This window comes from Streptomyces sp. NPDC002853, from assembly GCF_053591915.1.
The window spans coordinates 39186-53565 of record NZ_JBSFUS010000004.1 but is presented as its reverse complement, the minus strand read 5'-3'; the positions used below and the strand labels follow the sequence as shown (position 1 = coordinate 53565).

Sequence of the window (14380 nt, the reverse complement as noted above, 5' to 3'; positions counted from 1 at the left end):
GGGCGAAACCCTAGGCGAGCCGGTCTGCCAGGGCGTGCAGTCGCAGGGCGAGTTGGATGTCCAGGGCCCGGTCGGCGCCGCGCCAGCCCTCGCCGAGCAGGCCGTCGGCCCGGTTGAGGCGCTGGTAGAGGGTGTTCGCGTGGATGTGCAGGTCCGCGCACGTGCGGGCGTGGTGCTGCGCGTTGGCCAGGTACACCCCGACCGTGGCCGCCAGGTCGCCGCCCCGCCCCCGTACCCGGTCGTGCTCGAGCAGCGGGCCCACGGTCGTACGGACGAAGACCTGGGCCTCGTCGGCCCCGGCCTGGGTGAACAGGGAACGGTAGGCGCCCAGTTCGGCCGGTTCGGCCACCACGCCTCGCCGGCCGAGGGCCCGCAGCATCGTCGCCGTCTGCCGTGCCTCCCGGTGCGCCCGGCGGATCTCCGCGACGCCCCGCCCGCACGCTGCGAGGCCCACGGGCCCGGCGAGACCGCGCTGCTCCACCAGCGCCCTGAGCGCGGCCGGATCGAGGCCCGGCACCAGGAACGTGATCTGGTCCCCGAGCTGGGCACTCCAGCCCGATGTCTCCTGGGCGAGCCGGGCGATCTGGTCGGCCGTGTGATCGGTGTCGCGGGCGTCCACGACGGCGACAGCCGCCACGGAGTCCACGTCCATGCCCGCGCCCAGCGCCCGGCGCCGCACACCGGCCTCGTCGGCCTCGGCGGAGAGCAGCGAGGCCAGCACCTCGCCACGGGTGCGCAACTGCGTCTCCTGGACCGAGCGTTCCAACGCTGCCACCAGTGCCACGGTGACCGCGCCGATCGACAGCAGCCGTACGTCCTCGTCGTGCAACGCACGTTCCCCGGTCGCCACGAGCGAGCCCGTGGGCCCGCCGCGGACCACCACGGGCAGGGCCACGCCGTGGCGGCCCTCGTGTGCGAACCGGCGAGGGGACTGCGCCTGGTCACCCGCCCAGGGCCGCGGCCGCTCGCACGGCGGCCCGGCGACCAGCTCGCCGTGCGAGTCGAGGACCGAGACCGTGAGACCGGTGGCGCCGGTGATGGCCTGCGCCACCTCGCGATAGCCGCCGCCGCCCACCACGACGTCGGTGAGCCGGTCGCGGAGCTCGGCCTCGGCCCGGCGCAGGGAATCGGTGCTGCGCAGCGTGAGGTTGGCCGCGCGCAGATCCGCGATGAGCGCGGCGTTGCGCAGGGCCACCGCCGCGTGCGCGGCCAGTGCGGCGAGCAACTCCACCTCGCGGTCGGTGAACCGGCGCGGGCTGCGGTCGGCGGCCAGCAGGACCCCGACCGGCTCGTCGTCGACGATCATCGGCACGCCCAGGATCCCGCCGAGCTGCTCGGCGGCCGCGGCACTGTCGACGGCGGGTGAGCGGTTGATGGCCGGGTCCTCGCGGTAGCGGACGGTCGACTGAGGTGCGCCGCTGCGCAGGACGAGTCCGCCGAGGCCCGTACCCGGTTCGAGTTCGATGCCCCGCAGGGTCGAGCCCATCGAGCCGTCGACGGTCTCGATCCGCAGCCGCCGGTCGTCGTGGAGCACCATGATGTAGGCGAGGTCCACGGAGAGCAGTCGACGCGCGTGCGCCGCCACTTCCCGCAGTACTCCGCTGGACGCGGTCAGCGCCCCCAGGCGCCGGGCCAGGTCGTTGAGCGCCGAGAGCTCGGCCGACTCGCGCTGCTGGCGGTTCATGCGCCGCAGGATCTCCCGGGCGTGCGCGGCGGAGTCCTCGACCTCCCCGGCGGGCCGCCCCTCGGCGAGGAGCGTGAGGCGCAGCGCGTCGATCTCGTCGGGCGACGGAGCCTCGGACAGCAGCCGCAGCCAGCGGTTCTCGGTCAAGTGCACCCCCTCATGATGCAGGGGGCCGCAAGAACCCACTGTGGAGGGTCTCTCCGTGGCGGGGGTCGGAGCGTGGAGGTTGTCTCCGTACGGATCGCCGTGCCGTCGTGTTTCGATCGACATCAGCAGCACCGCCCGCGCCGGCCCGGCGGTACTGCGCCGAGGGGACGGATACAGGTATGCACGCCACCGGAAGGCCCGCCTCGGGGCGAACCCACCGAGAGGACACACGATGAGTACCACGGTCGTTCGAGCGATCCTCGAGCACATTCCCGCCGACCGGGTGCTCACCGATCCGGACAGCGTCGAGGCCTTCCGCCGTGACCAGGCGGCATGGGCGCCCAGCGGTCGCCCCGCGGCCGTCGTCCGCGCGACCTCCACCCAAGACGTCGCCGACACGGTCCGCGCCTGTATCCGTCACCGCACCCCGGTCGTCGCCCGCGGGGCGGGCACCGGCCTCTCCGGGGGAGCCAACTCGGGCGACGGGCACGTGGTCGTGGCGCTTGACGCCATGGACCGGATCGTCGAGGTGAGCCCCTTGGAGCGGCTCGCGGTCGTCCAACCCGGGGTGATCAACGACCACTTGCGGGGCGCGGTGGCCGAGCACGGGCTCTGGTACCCGCCCGATCCGGCCAGTTCTCCGTGGTCGACCATCGGCGGCAATGTGGCCACCAACGCCGGCGGCGTCTGCTGCGTCAAGTACGGCGTCACCGGTGACTACGTACTGGCCCTGGAGATGGTCAACGGACTCGGTGAGATCGTGCGGCTCGGCCGGCGTACCGCGAAAGGCGTAGCGGGCTACGACCTCACGGGTCTCGTCGTCGGGTCGGAAGGCACGCTCGGCATCATCACGGAGGTGACCGTCCGCCTGCGGCCCCTGCCGCCACCCGCGGTCACCATCGCCGGGCATTTCGGTTCCGTCGTGGACGCGGGAGCCGCCGTCCGCGCGGTCGCCGAGGCGGGGCTGACCCCCTCGGCGCTCGAACTGATCGACCGGCACTGCCTGCGCGCCGTGGACGCGTGGAAGAACATGGGGCTCTCGCTCGACGCGGACGTGGTGCTTCTCGGCCGGATCGACGATCCGGGCGAGACCGGCGCCGCCCAGGCCGAGCGCATGGTCGACTGCTTCCGCGGGGCGGGCGCCTCCTGGGCCGAGCGGTCCACCGACGAGCACGAGGCCGACGCCTTGTTCGCGGCCCGCAGGCTCGCCTATCCCGCGCTGGAACGCCTGGGCCCGGTGCTCACCGAGGACGTCTGCGTGCCCAAGGAGCACATCCCGGAGATGCTCGGCCGCATCGAGAGGACCGCCGCCCGGCACGACATCCTCATCGCCAACATCGCGCATGTGGGTGACGGGAATCTGCACCCCCTGTTGATCACAGAGCCCGGCGACGACGTCGCACGCTCGCGGGCCCAGGCGGCCTTCGAGGAGATCATCGCCGACGCGATCGCGCTGGGCGGCACGGTCACCGGCGAGCACGGAGTGGGCCTGCTCAAGCGACCGGGGCTCGCCGCGGAGGTCACGCCGGAGGTGATGGCCATGCAACGGGCCGTGAAGCAGGCCCTCGACCCGTACGGCGTGCTGAACCCCGGCAAGGTGCTGTCCTGAACGCCACCGTCGGCCGCCGCCCGAGGGCGGGTCTACGGCATGCCTGGTGCGCCGTCCCCCGGGTCATGCCTGCCCTCGGTCCTTGGCTTCTCCGCCAGGAGCCTGTCCACGCCGAGGAGCTGGAGGATCTGCCGTACGGCCCTGGAGGGGTGGAGCACGACGAGACGGCCGCCCGCTGCTCGGCTCCGTTCGTGGTGCGAGAGGAGTGCGTTCACCCCGGAGGAGTCGATGAACGTGACGTTGGCGAGATCCAGCTCGACCCTCTTGGCCGTCACGGGCTCAAGGACCACCGTCAGCGACGGCACGCTGTCCATGTCCAGGTCCCCGCACACACGGATCAGTACGGGGTCGAGACCCAGGACCGCATCCACGTGCAGTGGTTGGGGTGTAGCGGGAGCCATGCTTCGTGGTCTCCTCAGGTACGTGGACCGGCCGGTCGGTGGCTACTCCTCCGTCGCGCATGAATATGCCCCGAAATGCTGCGCCGCACGCACGGCATAAGTGGAACGCTGCTTCCAGGAACACCCCGGGCGGAGTCGGTGCCGTGCCGGGGTGGGCAGACCTCCGGATCATACGGTGCGTCTGCGCGGGCCCCGCCTGGAGTGCTCCCTCCTCGAGAGGCGAGGCCCGCTCCCTCGACCAAGTGCTCGGGAGCCCGCGCGACTCCCGATCGGTGCGGCACTTGGGAGGCTGCCTTGCTGGCATGCCTGCCCTCGTCACCGGCAGGTAGGCGGGCCAGATCGCGTCAAGCAGAGGCGATGGGGCCGGTGGCGCTCAGGCCGTCCTCGCCGCGGGGGCCGGGCGGGGCTCGTTGGGGACGGGCTCGTCGGGGTCGCCGGGCTGCGGCAGTTCGCGCCGGGTGCGGACCGGAGAGAGCAGGACCGGCAGGAACGCGACCGCCATCAGGACGCCGCCCACCCACAACGCGACACGCAGCCCGGCGAACTCACCGAGTACACCCGCCACGGCGGAGCCGACCGCGATCGCGCCGGTGAGCAGAAAGCGGAACGTGGCGTTCATGCGCCCCAGGAGGGAGTTCGGTGTCAGCTGCTGGCGCAGGCTCACGCCGAGCACGTTGTCGACCCCCATCTTGAAGGTCACCAACAGCCAGCCGGCAGCGGCCACATACAGCCAGGCGCCGCGGTCGATCAGCGGTACGAGCAGCGCGGCGGGCGCCAGGCAGAGACCGACGAGGCCAAGGGTGCGGCCGTAACCGAAGCGTCCTGCGATCGGGCGGGCGGTGCGGGCGCCGAGGAAGATGCCGACACCGCCGACCGCCCAGTAGAGGCCCAACACACCCTCGGGCAGGCGCAGTTCTCGTACGAAGAGGACCGGGAGCAGGGTGTTCACGATCACCGCGCCGAAGTTGAGCACGGCAGCCGTCAGGGCAAGGGCCCGCAGCTCCGGGTTGCCCAGTACGTGCCGAAGACCCTGTGCCATCTCCGCGCGCAGGCCGGTGGTGCGGTCTTCTTTGTGCGGGGCGGGCGCCGGCGGGCGTACGCCCGTGAGACTGATCGCCGAGGCGAGATATCCGACGGCGCTGCAGACCACCGCGAGCGGCGCGGTGAGCAGCTGGACGAGCGCGCCGCCCGCACCCCGGCCCGCGACGCTGCCCGCGGCCTGCAGGCTGACCATCGCGGCATTGGCCCCCACCAGGCCGTCCCGGCCCACCAGTTGCGGCAGCATGGTCTGCGAGCCGACGTCGAAGAACACGGTCGCGCAGCCGTTGAGCAGCACGACCACATAGAGCTGGCCGAGCGTGAGCTGGCCCAGGCCCCAGGCCACCGGGACCGAGGCGAAGAGCACCGCCCGCGCCACGTCGGCGGCGATCAGCACCCGCCGTTGCCGCATCCGGTCCACCCAGGCTCCGGCGGGCAGCCCGATGAGCAGGAAGGCGGCGGTGCCGAGGGCGGCGAGCAGACCCACCTGCCCGGCGCTCGCGTCCAGCGCGGAGACGGCGAGCAGCGGGACGGCGACGTAGCCGATGTTGGTGCCGAGCTGACTGATCGCGGTCGCGGTGAACAGGGCGCGGAAGTCGGCTGTCCACAGCGCGCTCCTGCTGCCCGAAGGCTGGTCCGGTCGTCGGTGCATGGCGCACAAGCTGCCCCATGACCTGCGCCGTCCTTAAATGATTTAGCGTGAGCTGAATGCTGCAGATCGAGTTCACGGCCGAGGACGTGGCCCGCACCCGCTTCGCGATCTCCCCGCTCTGGGAGGTCGTGGCCAGCGTGCGGGTCCTCAAGGGCGCCGACGAACAAGGGCTGCACCGCACCTGGGCCGATCAGGTCCGCCCGCGCCTCGCGGCCGCCAAGCTGGATCTGGCGCCGCTCTCCGCCCTGGTCCAGGTCCCCACATACGGCATCCCCGGCTTTCTGGTCCCTCCGCCGACCACCCCGCAACCTTCCCTCGACGTGGAACTGGCCGCGCTGCGCACCACCCCCTTCGAGCTCCTGCGCACCACATCCGACGCGGCGCAGGCCGGCGTGGAGGCCCTGCGCGCGGATCCCGAGCGCGGCCTCGGCCTGCTCGCGGACACCATCGCCGCCTACTGGGACGTGGCGATCGCCCCGCACTGGCCGCGCATCCGTGCCCTGCTCGAAGGCGACATCCTGTACCGCGCGACACGCCTGGCCGAGGGCGGCGCACGGCGTCTCTTCGACGACCTCGACCCTCAACTCGCCTGGGACTCGGGCACCTTGAATCTGGAACACCGCTTCGTCCGCGGTGAGCGCACCCTGGACGGCCGCGGCCTCCTGCTCTGTCCCTCCGCGTTCACCTGGCCGCGCATCTTCTCCACGGTGGGCTACGACCCCTGGCAGCCGACCCTGCGGTATTCGCCCCGCGGCGTCGGCACGCTGTGGCACCCCCGCGCCGTGGCTCCCTCCGCCGCCCTCACCGCCGTCCTGGGCCGCTCCCGGACCTCGCTCCTCACCCACCTCACGGCCCCCGCCACCACGACCGACCTCGCCGGGCGCACCGGCCTCACCCCCGGCGGCGTATCGCAGCACCTGACGGCGATGCGGGCCGCGGGCCTGGTGACGGCGCACCGCACGGGACGGCTCGTGCTCTACGCGCGCACAAGCGTGGCAGAGGCACTGCTCACGGCGGGCAGCTAGGCTGCTTCCTCGTACGTGAGGGACGGGAGGCCGAGGTGGCCGGGACGGCGCTGACCGAGGTGCTGGCCGAACTGGCCGACCTCGAAGACCCGCAGGTACGCGCGGCGAACGAGAAGCGCGCTGACGATCACGGCGTGAACCTCGGCAAGCTGCGCGCGCTCGCGAAACGGCTGAAGACGCAGCAAGACCTCGCGCGTCAGCTCTGGGGGACCAAGGACACCGCGGCGCGACTGCTGGCGCTCCTGATCTGCCGCCCCAAGGCCTTCGAGCGCGACGAGCTCGACGCCATGCTGCGCGAGGCGCGCGCACCCAAGGTGCACGACTGGCTCGTGAACTACGTGGTGAAGAAGAACCCGCACGCGGAAGAGCTGCGCCTGGCCTGGTGTGCCGATCCGGACCCCGTGGTCGCGAGTGCGGGCTGGGCGCTGACCACCGAACGCGTGGCGAAGAAGCCCGAGGGCCTGGACCTCGCGGGGCTGCTCGACGTCGTCGAGGCGGAGATGAGGGACGCGCCGGACCGTCTGCAGTGGGCGATGAACCACTGCCTGGCCCAGATCGGGATCGAGCACCCCGAACACCGCACCCGGGCCATCGACATCGGCGAGCGCCTGGGGGTGCTCAGGGACTACCCGACCTCCGCGGGCTGTACGTCACCGTTCGCACCCGCCTGGATCTCGGAGATGGTGCGTCGGCAGTACGCACACTGAGACGTGACGCGACCGGATGCCGTTACGCGGAACGCCTGCGAGAGGCCGGAACACCTGCAAGGCTCACCGAACGCACCGCCCTCGCCGCGTGACCGGACAGGAGAACGACACAGTGCAGAGCATCGGCATCATCGGGGTCGGCGAGATCGGCCGGGCAGTCGTGACGGGTCTGTGCGACGGGGCCGACGAGTCGCCGCAGGTGTTCCTCTCGCCGCGTGGAGCCCGCACGTCGGCCGAGCTGGCCGCGCGCCACGAGGGCGTACAGGTCTGCGCCGACAACCAAGAGGTGGTGGACCGCTCCGAGGTGGTGATCGTCGCCGTACGCGCGAAGGACCGGCACGAAGCACTCGCGGGCCTGAGCGTGGAGGCCGACAAGACGGTGATCAACGTGATGGCCGGTGTCGCCAACGACGACCTGCGCCGCATCCTCGCCACCGACGCCCCGCTGGTGCGGGCCATCCCCCTGCCCTCCGTACGCGAACGCCGCTCCGTCACGGTGACGTTCCCCTCGCACCCGGTGGCCGACGCGCTCTTCGAGCGGCTGGGCGGGGCGCAGCCGGTCGCGGACGAGGAGGCCTTCAACGTCTTCTCCGCGCTGACGGGAACGCTGACCACCCACTACGCGTACCTCGCCGCGCTCGTCTCGTGGGCCGTCGGCCACGGAATCGACTCCGACGACGCCGACCGTTACGTCCGCGGGCTCTTTCAGGCCGTCGGCCGCGCACTGAGCGACGAGAGCCGCTCCCTGGACCAACTCGCCGCCGACCACGAGACCCCGGGCGGAAACAATGAACGCGTCCGCACCACGTGGTTCGACCCGGCCAACTCCGATGCGCTCGGCAAGACCTTGGACGGCCTGCTCGCCCACCTGAGGTAGCCGGGGGCGCCAGGGGGGACACGTACGCGGGAAGGGAACGCGTCCCGCGTGACTCCCGCAACTCGCGTACGTATCCGCCCTGTCGACCCGTGCCTCAGACGCGTTCCAGGACCACCACCGGGATCTCCCGGTCGGTCTTGCGCTGGTAGTCGTCGTAGGCCGGCCAGGTCGCGGCCATCGTCCGCCACATGTCCGGCTTCTCGTCCGGGGTCGCGGTACGCGCACGGGCGGTGTAGCGGTCGCTCTTCACCTGCACCTGGACCTCGGGGTTCGCCTCGATGTTGCGGAACCAGAGGGGCGGCTGGTCGGCTCCGCCGTTGGAGGCCACCACGAGCACGTCGTCGCCGTAGGGCTGGTAGATCAGGGGAGTGCTGCGCTGCTCACCGCTCTTGCGGCCGGTGGTGGTGAGGATCAGCACCGTGGTGTCCTGCCAGTCGTGGCCCACCTCGCCATCGGTCTCGACGTAACGATCGACGTGCTCTTTGCCGAACAGCATCTGCTGTCTCCTTCGTGTACTCGCTGGATCGTGCGTGTTCTGCCTGCGCTGACCAACTCATCATGGTCACTCCGCGGTTTCCCGCCAGCGTGGCCGCGAATCGGCGCGCCCGGCCTAACGACACCCCGGCGAGGGGGCACGACCGCCTCGAACCGCCCGACCGCGCCGCACCGCCCGGTCAGCGTGCAAAGGCACCCGTCTACCCACTCCTTCTCGGCCGAAGACACCTCGGAGGAAACTTCAGGCGTATGGACGGCTTGCGGGGGTGGTGCGTTTGCGCCCCCAATACCCCTGCCCTCAGGCCTCGTTGGGCGGAACATGGACGAAGACACGAAAGGCATGCACCCCGTGCAGCCCCAAGGCCAACTCCTCACCGGCGCCTACTGGTTGGACTCCCTGGTCTACGCGGGAGACACGTGCATGTGGTGCACGCAGGCGACGCACGAAGAACTCGGCCGGACCCGGATCGCTCAGGAGTACGGTCACGGACTCACCGTGAGGTGACCGCGAGCTCCGCGTTCGCGCGCTCTGTGACCAAGGTCAGCACGCTGCCCGCGGTCGCGAGGTCCTCGGCCGGAATGCCGGCGTACAGCCGTGCGGTGATCTCCGCGGCCTCGGCGCCGGTGTTGTCGTGCAGTTCCCGCCCGGCGTCCGTCAGGCGGATCCGGGACGCGTCCGCCGGGTCCTTCTCCAGCAGCCTCGTGGCCGTCAGATCATCGATCACGCCGCACACGACCGACGCGTCGACCTTCAGCGAGCCGATGACGTCGCCGACGAGTGCGTCGGTGCCCATGGACCCGCCCCCGCTCACGAGGGCCCGGAGCGTCACGCTCTGCTCGAACGTCGCGCCGTGGCGGGTCAGTACGCCCTCCAGGAGTGCGCGTGAGGCGTAGTGAGCCAGGGCGACGACCCGGCCGTTGGTCGTGGGTGCGGGGGTGGAGGCCGGTATGGGTGCGGTGGTGGTCATGTCTGCTCCTCGTTGTTCTCGGTGTGTGGATCAAGAGGTGCTTCGAGCAGGATCGCCAGCTCGTGGGTGAACTGCCGTGTACGCGGGCTGCTTTGTCCTCCGAGCGGTTCGAGCAACTGGTCCAGCAGGCCCTGGACCACCTTGATCGCTCGGCGTGTGACGTCGAGTCCTTGCTCGGTGAGTGAAAGCCGCATGGCGCGTGGGTCGTTCGGATCGCGGGTGCGGGCGACGAGCCCGGCGGTTTCCAGGGCGCGGGCGAGCTTGGAGACGTACAGCGCCTCGAGCCCTGTGTGGTCGGCGAGCCGGCGCTGGCTGGGCTGCTGCCCGGAGCGCGACATGCCGTACAGCGACGCCATCAAGGCGTACTGCGCATGGGTGAGGCCCAGCGGTCCGACCGCCCGGTCGACGGCCACCCGCCATTTCATGGACAGGCGCCAGATCAGAAATCCCGCCGTGGCGCCTTCAGTTGCTGTACTCACAGCAAAGTACGGTACATGGCTACTATGTACATGGCTACTATTTTCTTGCGCCTCAGCACTTGGCACTCAGCGTCAGCACCCGGGGTTCGGGGCCGCAGCTATGAGACGCGGCCCTCGACGACCAGGTGTCCGTCGTCGGTGAGGCGAGCGACGTGGCCGGTCTTGAGGAAGCCGTCGGAGGTGAAGGCGCGAGCGTTCTCCTCGGGGGCCTTGTAGTAGCCGCGCAGGGTGCAGGGTCCGCGCATCCATAGGTGACCGGGAGCCCCTGCGGGCAGGTCGGTGCCGTCCGGGCCGGTGATGCGGATCTCGTCGTCCGGGGAGAGGGGACGACCCTGCGTGTGACGGATGACGTCGTCGGTGTCGGTGTCGGTGAGGCGGGTGAGGGACAACAGCCCCTCGGCCATGCCGAGGACTTGCTGGACGCGGCAGTCGAAGGCCGAGTTGGTGCGGGCCGCGACGTCCGGGTCGAGAGGCGCGCCCACGGTCTGGAGGAGGCGCAGGCTGGAGAGTGCGTACGGGCCGTGTTCGTGCGGGTCGTGGTGGTGTGGGCCGTGGGGGAGGGCGTCGAGCCACAGCTGTGCGTCAGCGGGGGTGAGTGAGGTGACCGTGACCTTTTCCGTCTCGATCGCGCGGAAGGCCGCTTCGGCCGTGTGCGACGTGCCGGTGGGATCGTCGATCAGTACGACGGTGGCTCCGGCGGCGAGGGCGCCGACGATGCCCGGACAGCCGTGGGCGAAGTCGGTCGCGGCCGGGATGGCCGCGAGGTAGACGTCCTCGGGGCCGAGGCCGATGAGTTCGGCCGCGGCGCGTGTCTGGTAGGCGTAGTCGTTGTGGGTGCGCGGGACCAGCCGGGGCGCGGTCGTGGTTGCGGTTGCGTCCGACGGCAGGAGGAACGCGACGTCGTTGGGGTCGTACGCGCGATCCGGGTCGCGCGGGGCGTCCAGGGAGCTGAGCGGAAAGAACAGGCATCCGCTGGGGGCGGTGGAGAAGCCGCCCTGAGCGCCGTCCGGGCCGTCGAGGGTGAAGGCGCGGCGCAGACGCGGATTGTCGTCGCTGAGCGCCGAAACCATCTTGGCGTGGTCGAAGCCGTGGTGCACGCCGGGCCCTAGGTAGGCGGCGGCCTCGGTGACCTGGGCGAGGTGCCCGATCTCGTCGGCGCGGTGAGAGGTGGGCGCCAGCACCGGGAAGGCTCCGGCGCGCATGAGGGCGTGGACGGCGATGACGAACTCGGGCACGTTCGGGAGCTGGACGATGACGCGGTCGCCTGCGCGGACGCCCCGGAGCGTCAGTCCGGCGGCCATGCGGTCGACGCGGCGGTTCAGTTCACGGTAGGTGAGGCGACGTTCACCGTGGACCAGGGCGGTGCGGGTGGTGTGGACGCGGGCGTGCTCGGCGAGGAGCTGGGGCAGGGCGGCACCCTGGTAGTAACCACGGTCGTAGTGGCGGCCTATGGTCTCGGGCAGGTGCGGGGTGCAGCCGTCCAGCATGGTCCAGACTCCTTCCGGGGCGCGTGACCATGTGGATCACGGCCGCTCACACTCGCATGCTGGATGCGGAAGCGACAACCAGCACTTGTGCGCCGCAGTTCCGGGGTCGGCGCCTCTCGGCAGCTCAGGGGCCGGCGCCTCTCGGCAGTACCGGGGTCGCCGCCTTTCAGGGGTCCGGGGTCGCGTCTCGCGCCGGGTTCAGTAAGGCAGTCCCTCGGCCGCCGCACGCAGGGCCGCGAGCAGGCATGCGGTGATTTCCGCGCCGGATGCCTCGGGATCGTCCGCGTACCGCTGGGCGAAGTCCTCCGCCGCCGCGCGCAACGCGCCGTTCAGGGTCGCCGCGTGGACCTTCACGCTCAGGTCGTCGGCGTCGCCGCCGGACCGCTGGGCCAGGAGCTTGCCGAGTACGGGCAGTGCCTCGTCGTGGGCCTGGAGCCAGACGGAGCGCAGGGCCGGGTCGGTGGAGGTCATCCGGATCAGGTCGAGGATGACGGGGGTGTCGGCGGGCAGCTCGCCGATCCTGCAGGTCTCCGCGAAGAAGTCGAGCAGGCTCATGTCCGTTGGCCAGTGGCGCAGTTGTTCCACCGCGAAGTCGAGACCGGCCGAGAGGAGAGGCAGTACGCAGCTTTCCTTGGTGGGGAAGTGGCGCCACATCGTGCGGGCGGAGATTCCCACCGCCTGCGCTATCTGTTCCCCTGTGGTGGCGGTGACGCCCTGTGAGGTGAACAGGCGGACGGCTTCCCGGGCTATCTCGAAGCGGAGAGCCGCTTTCCGTCGTTGGACGAGCGACGGTCTGACGTCGGCTTCCGCCGTCCGTCCGCGCTCCGTGGATGGCGCCTCGCGCACTCTCGACTCTCCTCTCCTGGATCTCGGCAGCATAGCGAGCCCTCAGATGACTCATGCAGACGCCTTGTCACAGACTGACACCCAGCCTTACTCTCGCGTAAGTAACCAGCGGGTAACCCGCGTTGGCTTTTGTGTCATGCGCGCGTCAAAGCGTGCGCCGATGTGTACGTGCCGTCGATGGAGACGCCTCCCTCCCCACGTCCCGCCCGCCAAGGAGCCACTCATGCCCCCTCCCGGCAGACGAGCCCTGCGCACCGGCGCCGCCGGACTCGTGACGGCGAGTGCCTTGCCGCGCCCGACCGCCTCAGCCGCGACGGACGGAGTGTGCCTGACCTGGGAAGAACCCCACTGGGCGGAGGGGCGATGGGTGCCGTGTGCGACCTCGACGGCCGCGTGCGGGGAACGCGGCCTCTACGTCCTCGACGGCGCGCTGACCCCCGGCACGACGGGAGCGCGCAACCCGTCCACGTCCATCGCCGCCGTGGTCGAACGGGCGATGGACGCCATCACCGCCCACGACATCGACACGACCATCTGAATCCGAGCGAGGAGCACACCATGAGCCGCCACAGACCCACTTCCCGTTCGGCCCAAATCCCTGTGGATCGCGAGGAGTCGGCGATGCGCGGTGTCACTCCGGCCCGGCTGCGCCTGGCGGCAGGCGTCGTCGTCGGCACCGTCTGCGTGGGCCTGTCGGGGGCACCGGCCACCGCGGCCGACGGGGAGCCCGTCGTCTCCCGGGGAGTCACCATCCCCACCTTCTACAACCCGCCCGCCGAACTCCCCTCCGTCAACGGCGCGTTGATCCGTACCGAACCCATGCCGCTCGGGCTGAGCATTCCCGGCCTCGACGGGCGCCCCATGCCGGGCACCGCGAGCCGCCTGATGTACAAGTCCACCGACTCGACCGGCAAGCCCGTCGCGGTGACCGGCGCCTACATCGAGCCCTCGGCGGCCTGGACGAAACCAGGGCCGCGCCCGCTGGTCGCGGTGGCCTCGGGCACCATGGGCCAGGGCGACCAGTGCGCTCCCTCCTTCGCCCTCCAGCACCCCCTGACTCTCAACGGCGAAACCGTGTCCGTGGGGTACGAGGCCCTGGCCATCTATCGCATCCTGGCCACCGGGGCGGCCGTGGTCGTCACCGATTACGTGGGCCTCGGGGCCACCGACCGCGCACACACCTACGTCAACCGGCTCGACCAGGGGCACGCCCTGCTGGACGCGGCCCGCGCCGCCCGCTCCGTGCCCGGCGCCTCGGTCACCGCGGAGTCCCGCACCGGCCTGTACGGCTACAGCCAGGGCGGTGGAGCCAGCGCCGCGGCGGCCGAACTCCAGTCCTCCTACGCCCCCGACGTTCGCCTGGCCGGGACCTACGCCGGCGCACCGCCCGCGGATCTGACCTCGGTCATGAAGGGCATCGACGGCAGCGCGCTGGCCGGCGCCCTTGCCTGGTCGATCACCGGCTTCGCCCAGGCCGATCCCGACCTGCGTGCGGTCGTCGAGGCACACATCAACACCGCGGGGAAGGCCGCGCTCAAGGACGCATCGACGATGTGCGTCGGTGACGCCCTGTTCGGCTACGGCTTCACCAAGAGCAACAAGTGGACCAATGACGGCAAGTCCGTCGGGGACATCATCGCCGCCGACCCCCGGGCGAAGGCGGCCCTGGACAAGCAGCGCATCGGCACGCTCAAGCCCAACGGACCGGTGCGCCTGGCGACGGGCGTCCAGGACGACATCGTTCCGCACGGCCAGGCCCGGCAACTGGCCGTGGACTGGTGCCGCAAGGGCGGCAACGTCACCTACGAACCCATCGCGCTGCCGAACCTCGGCGACAAAATCCTCACCAACCACCTCGTGCCCCTCATCACCGACCAGGGCGACGCCGTCTCCTGGCTGACCGACCGGATCTCCGGCAAGCCGGCAAACTCCAACTGCTGGAAGATGCCGCTTCAGCCCTGACCC

Annotated in this window: 14 protein-coding genes; 6 read left to right on the top strand and 8 right to left on the bottom strand. The window is 71.1% G+C overall.

What is annotated here, in order from left to right:
* Positions 1 to 10 precede the first annotated feature (10 nt).
* Positions 11 to 1831: a GAF domain-containing protein gene (locus tag ACWD02_RS11385; RefSeq protein WP_451207673.1), complete on the bottom strand. Its 1821-nt coding sequence runs from the start codon at positions 1829 to 1831 to the stop codon at positions 11 to 13.
* A gap of 232 nt (positions 1832 to 2063) precedes the next feature.
* Here ACWD02_RS11385 and ACWD02_RS11380 point away from each other — a divergent pair, with 232 nt between their 5' ends.
* Positions 2064 to 3440 carry an FAD-binding oxidoreductase gene (locus tag ACWD02_RS11380; protein WP_451207670.1) on the top strand — a complete coding sequence of 459 codons (1377 nt, stop codon included), beginning with the start codon at positions 2064 to 2066 and terminating at the stop codon, positions 3438 to 3440.
* Positions 3441 to 3472: 32 nt separating this feature from the next.
* Here the strand turns inward: ACWD02_RS11380 and ACWD02_RS11375 are convergent, their stop codons facing one another.
* Together ACWD02_RS11375 and ACWD02_RS11370 are read right to left on the bottom strand one after the other, a co-directional pair.
* A complete protein-coding gene (locus ACWD02_RS11375; protein ID WP_451207667.1) occupies positions 3473 to 3841 on the bottom strand; it encodes an STAS domain-containing protein in 369 nt (122 codons plus the stop codon).
* Positions 3842 to 4214: 373 nt separating this feature from the next.
* Positions 4215 to 5531 (bottom strand): MFS transporter, encoded by a 1317-nt coding sequence (locus ACWD02_RS11370; protein WP_451207664.1) that lies wholly within the window; start codon positions 5529 to 5531, stop codon positions 4215 to 4217.
* 56 nt (positions 5532 to 5587) lie between these two features.
* Here ACWD02_RS11370 and ACWD02_RS11365 point away from each other — a divergent pair, with 56 nt between their 5' ends.
* From ACWD02_RS11365 to ACWD02_RS11355, 3 genes are all read left to right on the top strand, one after another.
* Positions 5588 to 6556: a winged helix-turn-helix domain-containing protein gene (locus ACWD02_RS11365; RefSeq protein WP_451207661.1), complete on the top strand. Its 969-nt coding sequence runs from the start codon at positions 5588 to 5590 to the stop codon at positions 6554 to 6556.
* A gap of 35 nt (positions 6557 to 6591) precedes the next feature.
* Positions 6592 to 7263: a DNA alkylation repair protein gene (locus ACWD02_RS11360; protein WP_451207659.1), complete on the top strand. Its 672-nt coding sequence runs from the start codon at positions 6592 to 6594 to the stop codon at positions 7261 to 7263.
* An 88-nt stretch (positions 7264 to 7351) separates the two neighbouring features.
* On the top strand, positions 7352 to 8140 hold the full coding sequence (locus ACWD02_RS11355; RefSeq protein WP_451207656.1) for an NAD(P)-binding domain-containing protein: 789 nt from the start codon (positions 7352 to 7354) through the stop codon (positions 8138 to 8140).
* 94 nt (positions 8141 to 8234) lie between these two features.
* On the opposite strand, the gene ACWD02_RS11350 is transcribed toward ACWD02_RS11355, so the two are convergent.
* The 5 genes from ACWD02_RS11350 to ACWD02_RS11330 all read right to left on the bottom strand — a co-directional run bounded on the left by ACWD02_RS11350 (position 8235) and on the right by ACWD02_RS11330 (position 12415).
* Entirely contained in the window at positions 8235 to 8636 is a 402-nt protein-coding gene (locus ACWD02_RS11350) for a nitroreductase family deazaflavin-dependent oxidoreductase (protein ID WP_451207654.1), read from the bottom strand.
* Positions 8637 to 9126: 490 nt separating this feature from the next.
* On the bottom strand, positions 9127 to 9603 hold the full coding sequence (locus ACWD02_RS11345) for a MarR family winged helix-turn-helix transcriptional regulator (protein ID WP_451207651.1): 477 nt from the start codon (positions 9601 to 9603) through the stop codon (positions 9127 to 9129).
* Positions 9600 to 10082: a MarR family winged helix-turn-helix transcriptional regulator gene (locus ACWD02_RS11340; RefSeq protein WP_451207649.1), complete on the bottom strand. Its 483-nt coding sequence runs from the start codon at positions 10080 to 10082 to the stop codon at positions 9600 to 9602. Before ACWD02_RS11340 ends, ACWD02_RS11345 begins: the two co-directional genes overlap by 4 nt.
* Positions 10083 to 10180: 98 nt before the next feature.
* Positions 10181 to 11569 carry an AMP-binding protein gene (locus ACWD02_RS11335; RefSeq protein WP_451207646.1) on the bottom strand — a complete coding sequence of 463 codons (1389 nt, stop codon included), beginning with the start codon at positions 11567 to 11569 and terminating at the stop codon, positions 10181 to 10183.
* Between the two features lie 198 nt (positions 11570 to 11767).
* On the bottom strand, positions 11768 to 12415 hold the full coding sequence (locus ACWD02_RS11330; protein ID WP_451207643.1) for a TetR/AcrR family transcriptional regulator: 648 nt from the start codon (positions 12413 to 12415) through the stop codon (positions 11768 to 11770).
* 223 nt (positions 12416 to 12638) lie between these two features.
* On the opposite strand from ACWD02_RS11330, the gene ACWD02_RS11325 reads away from it, so the two are divergent.
* The gene (locus ACWD02_RS11325; protein WP_451207641.1) at positions 12639 to 12953 is read left to right on the top strand and encodes a hypothetical protein; all 315 of its coding nucleotides are present in this window, start codon (positions 12639 to 12641) and stop codon (positions 12951 to 12953) included.
* A gap of 20 nt (positions 12954 to 12973) precedes the next feature.
* Positions 12974 to 14377, top strand: a complete 1404-nt coding sequence (locus ACWD02_RS11320; RefSeq protein ID WP_451207638.1) for a lipase family protein — start codon at positions 12974 to 12976, stop codon at positions 14375 to 14377.
* Positions 14378 to 14380: the final 3 nt, after the last annotated feature.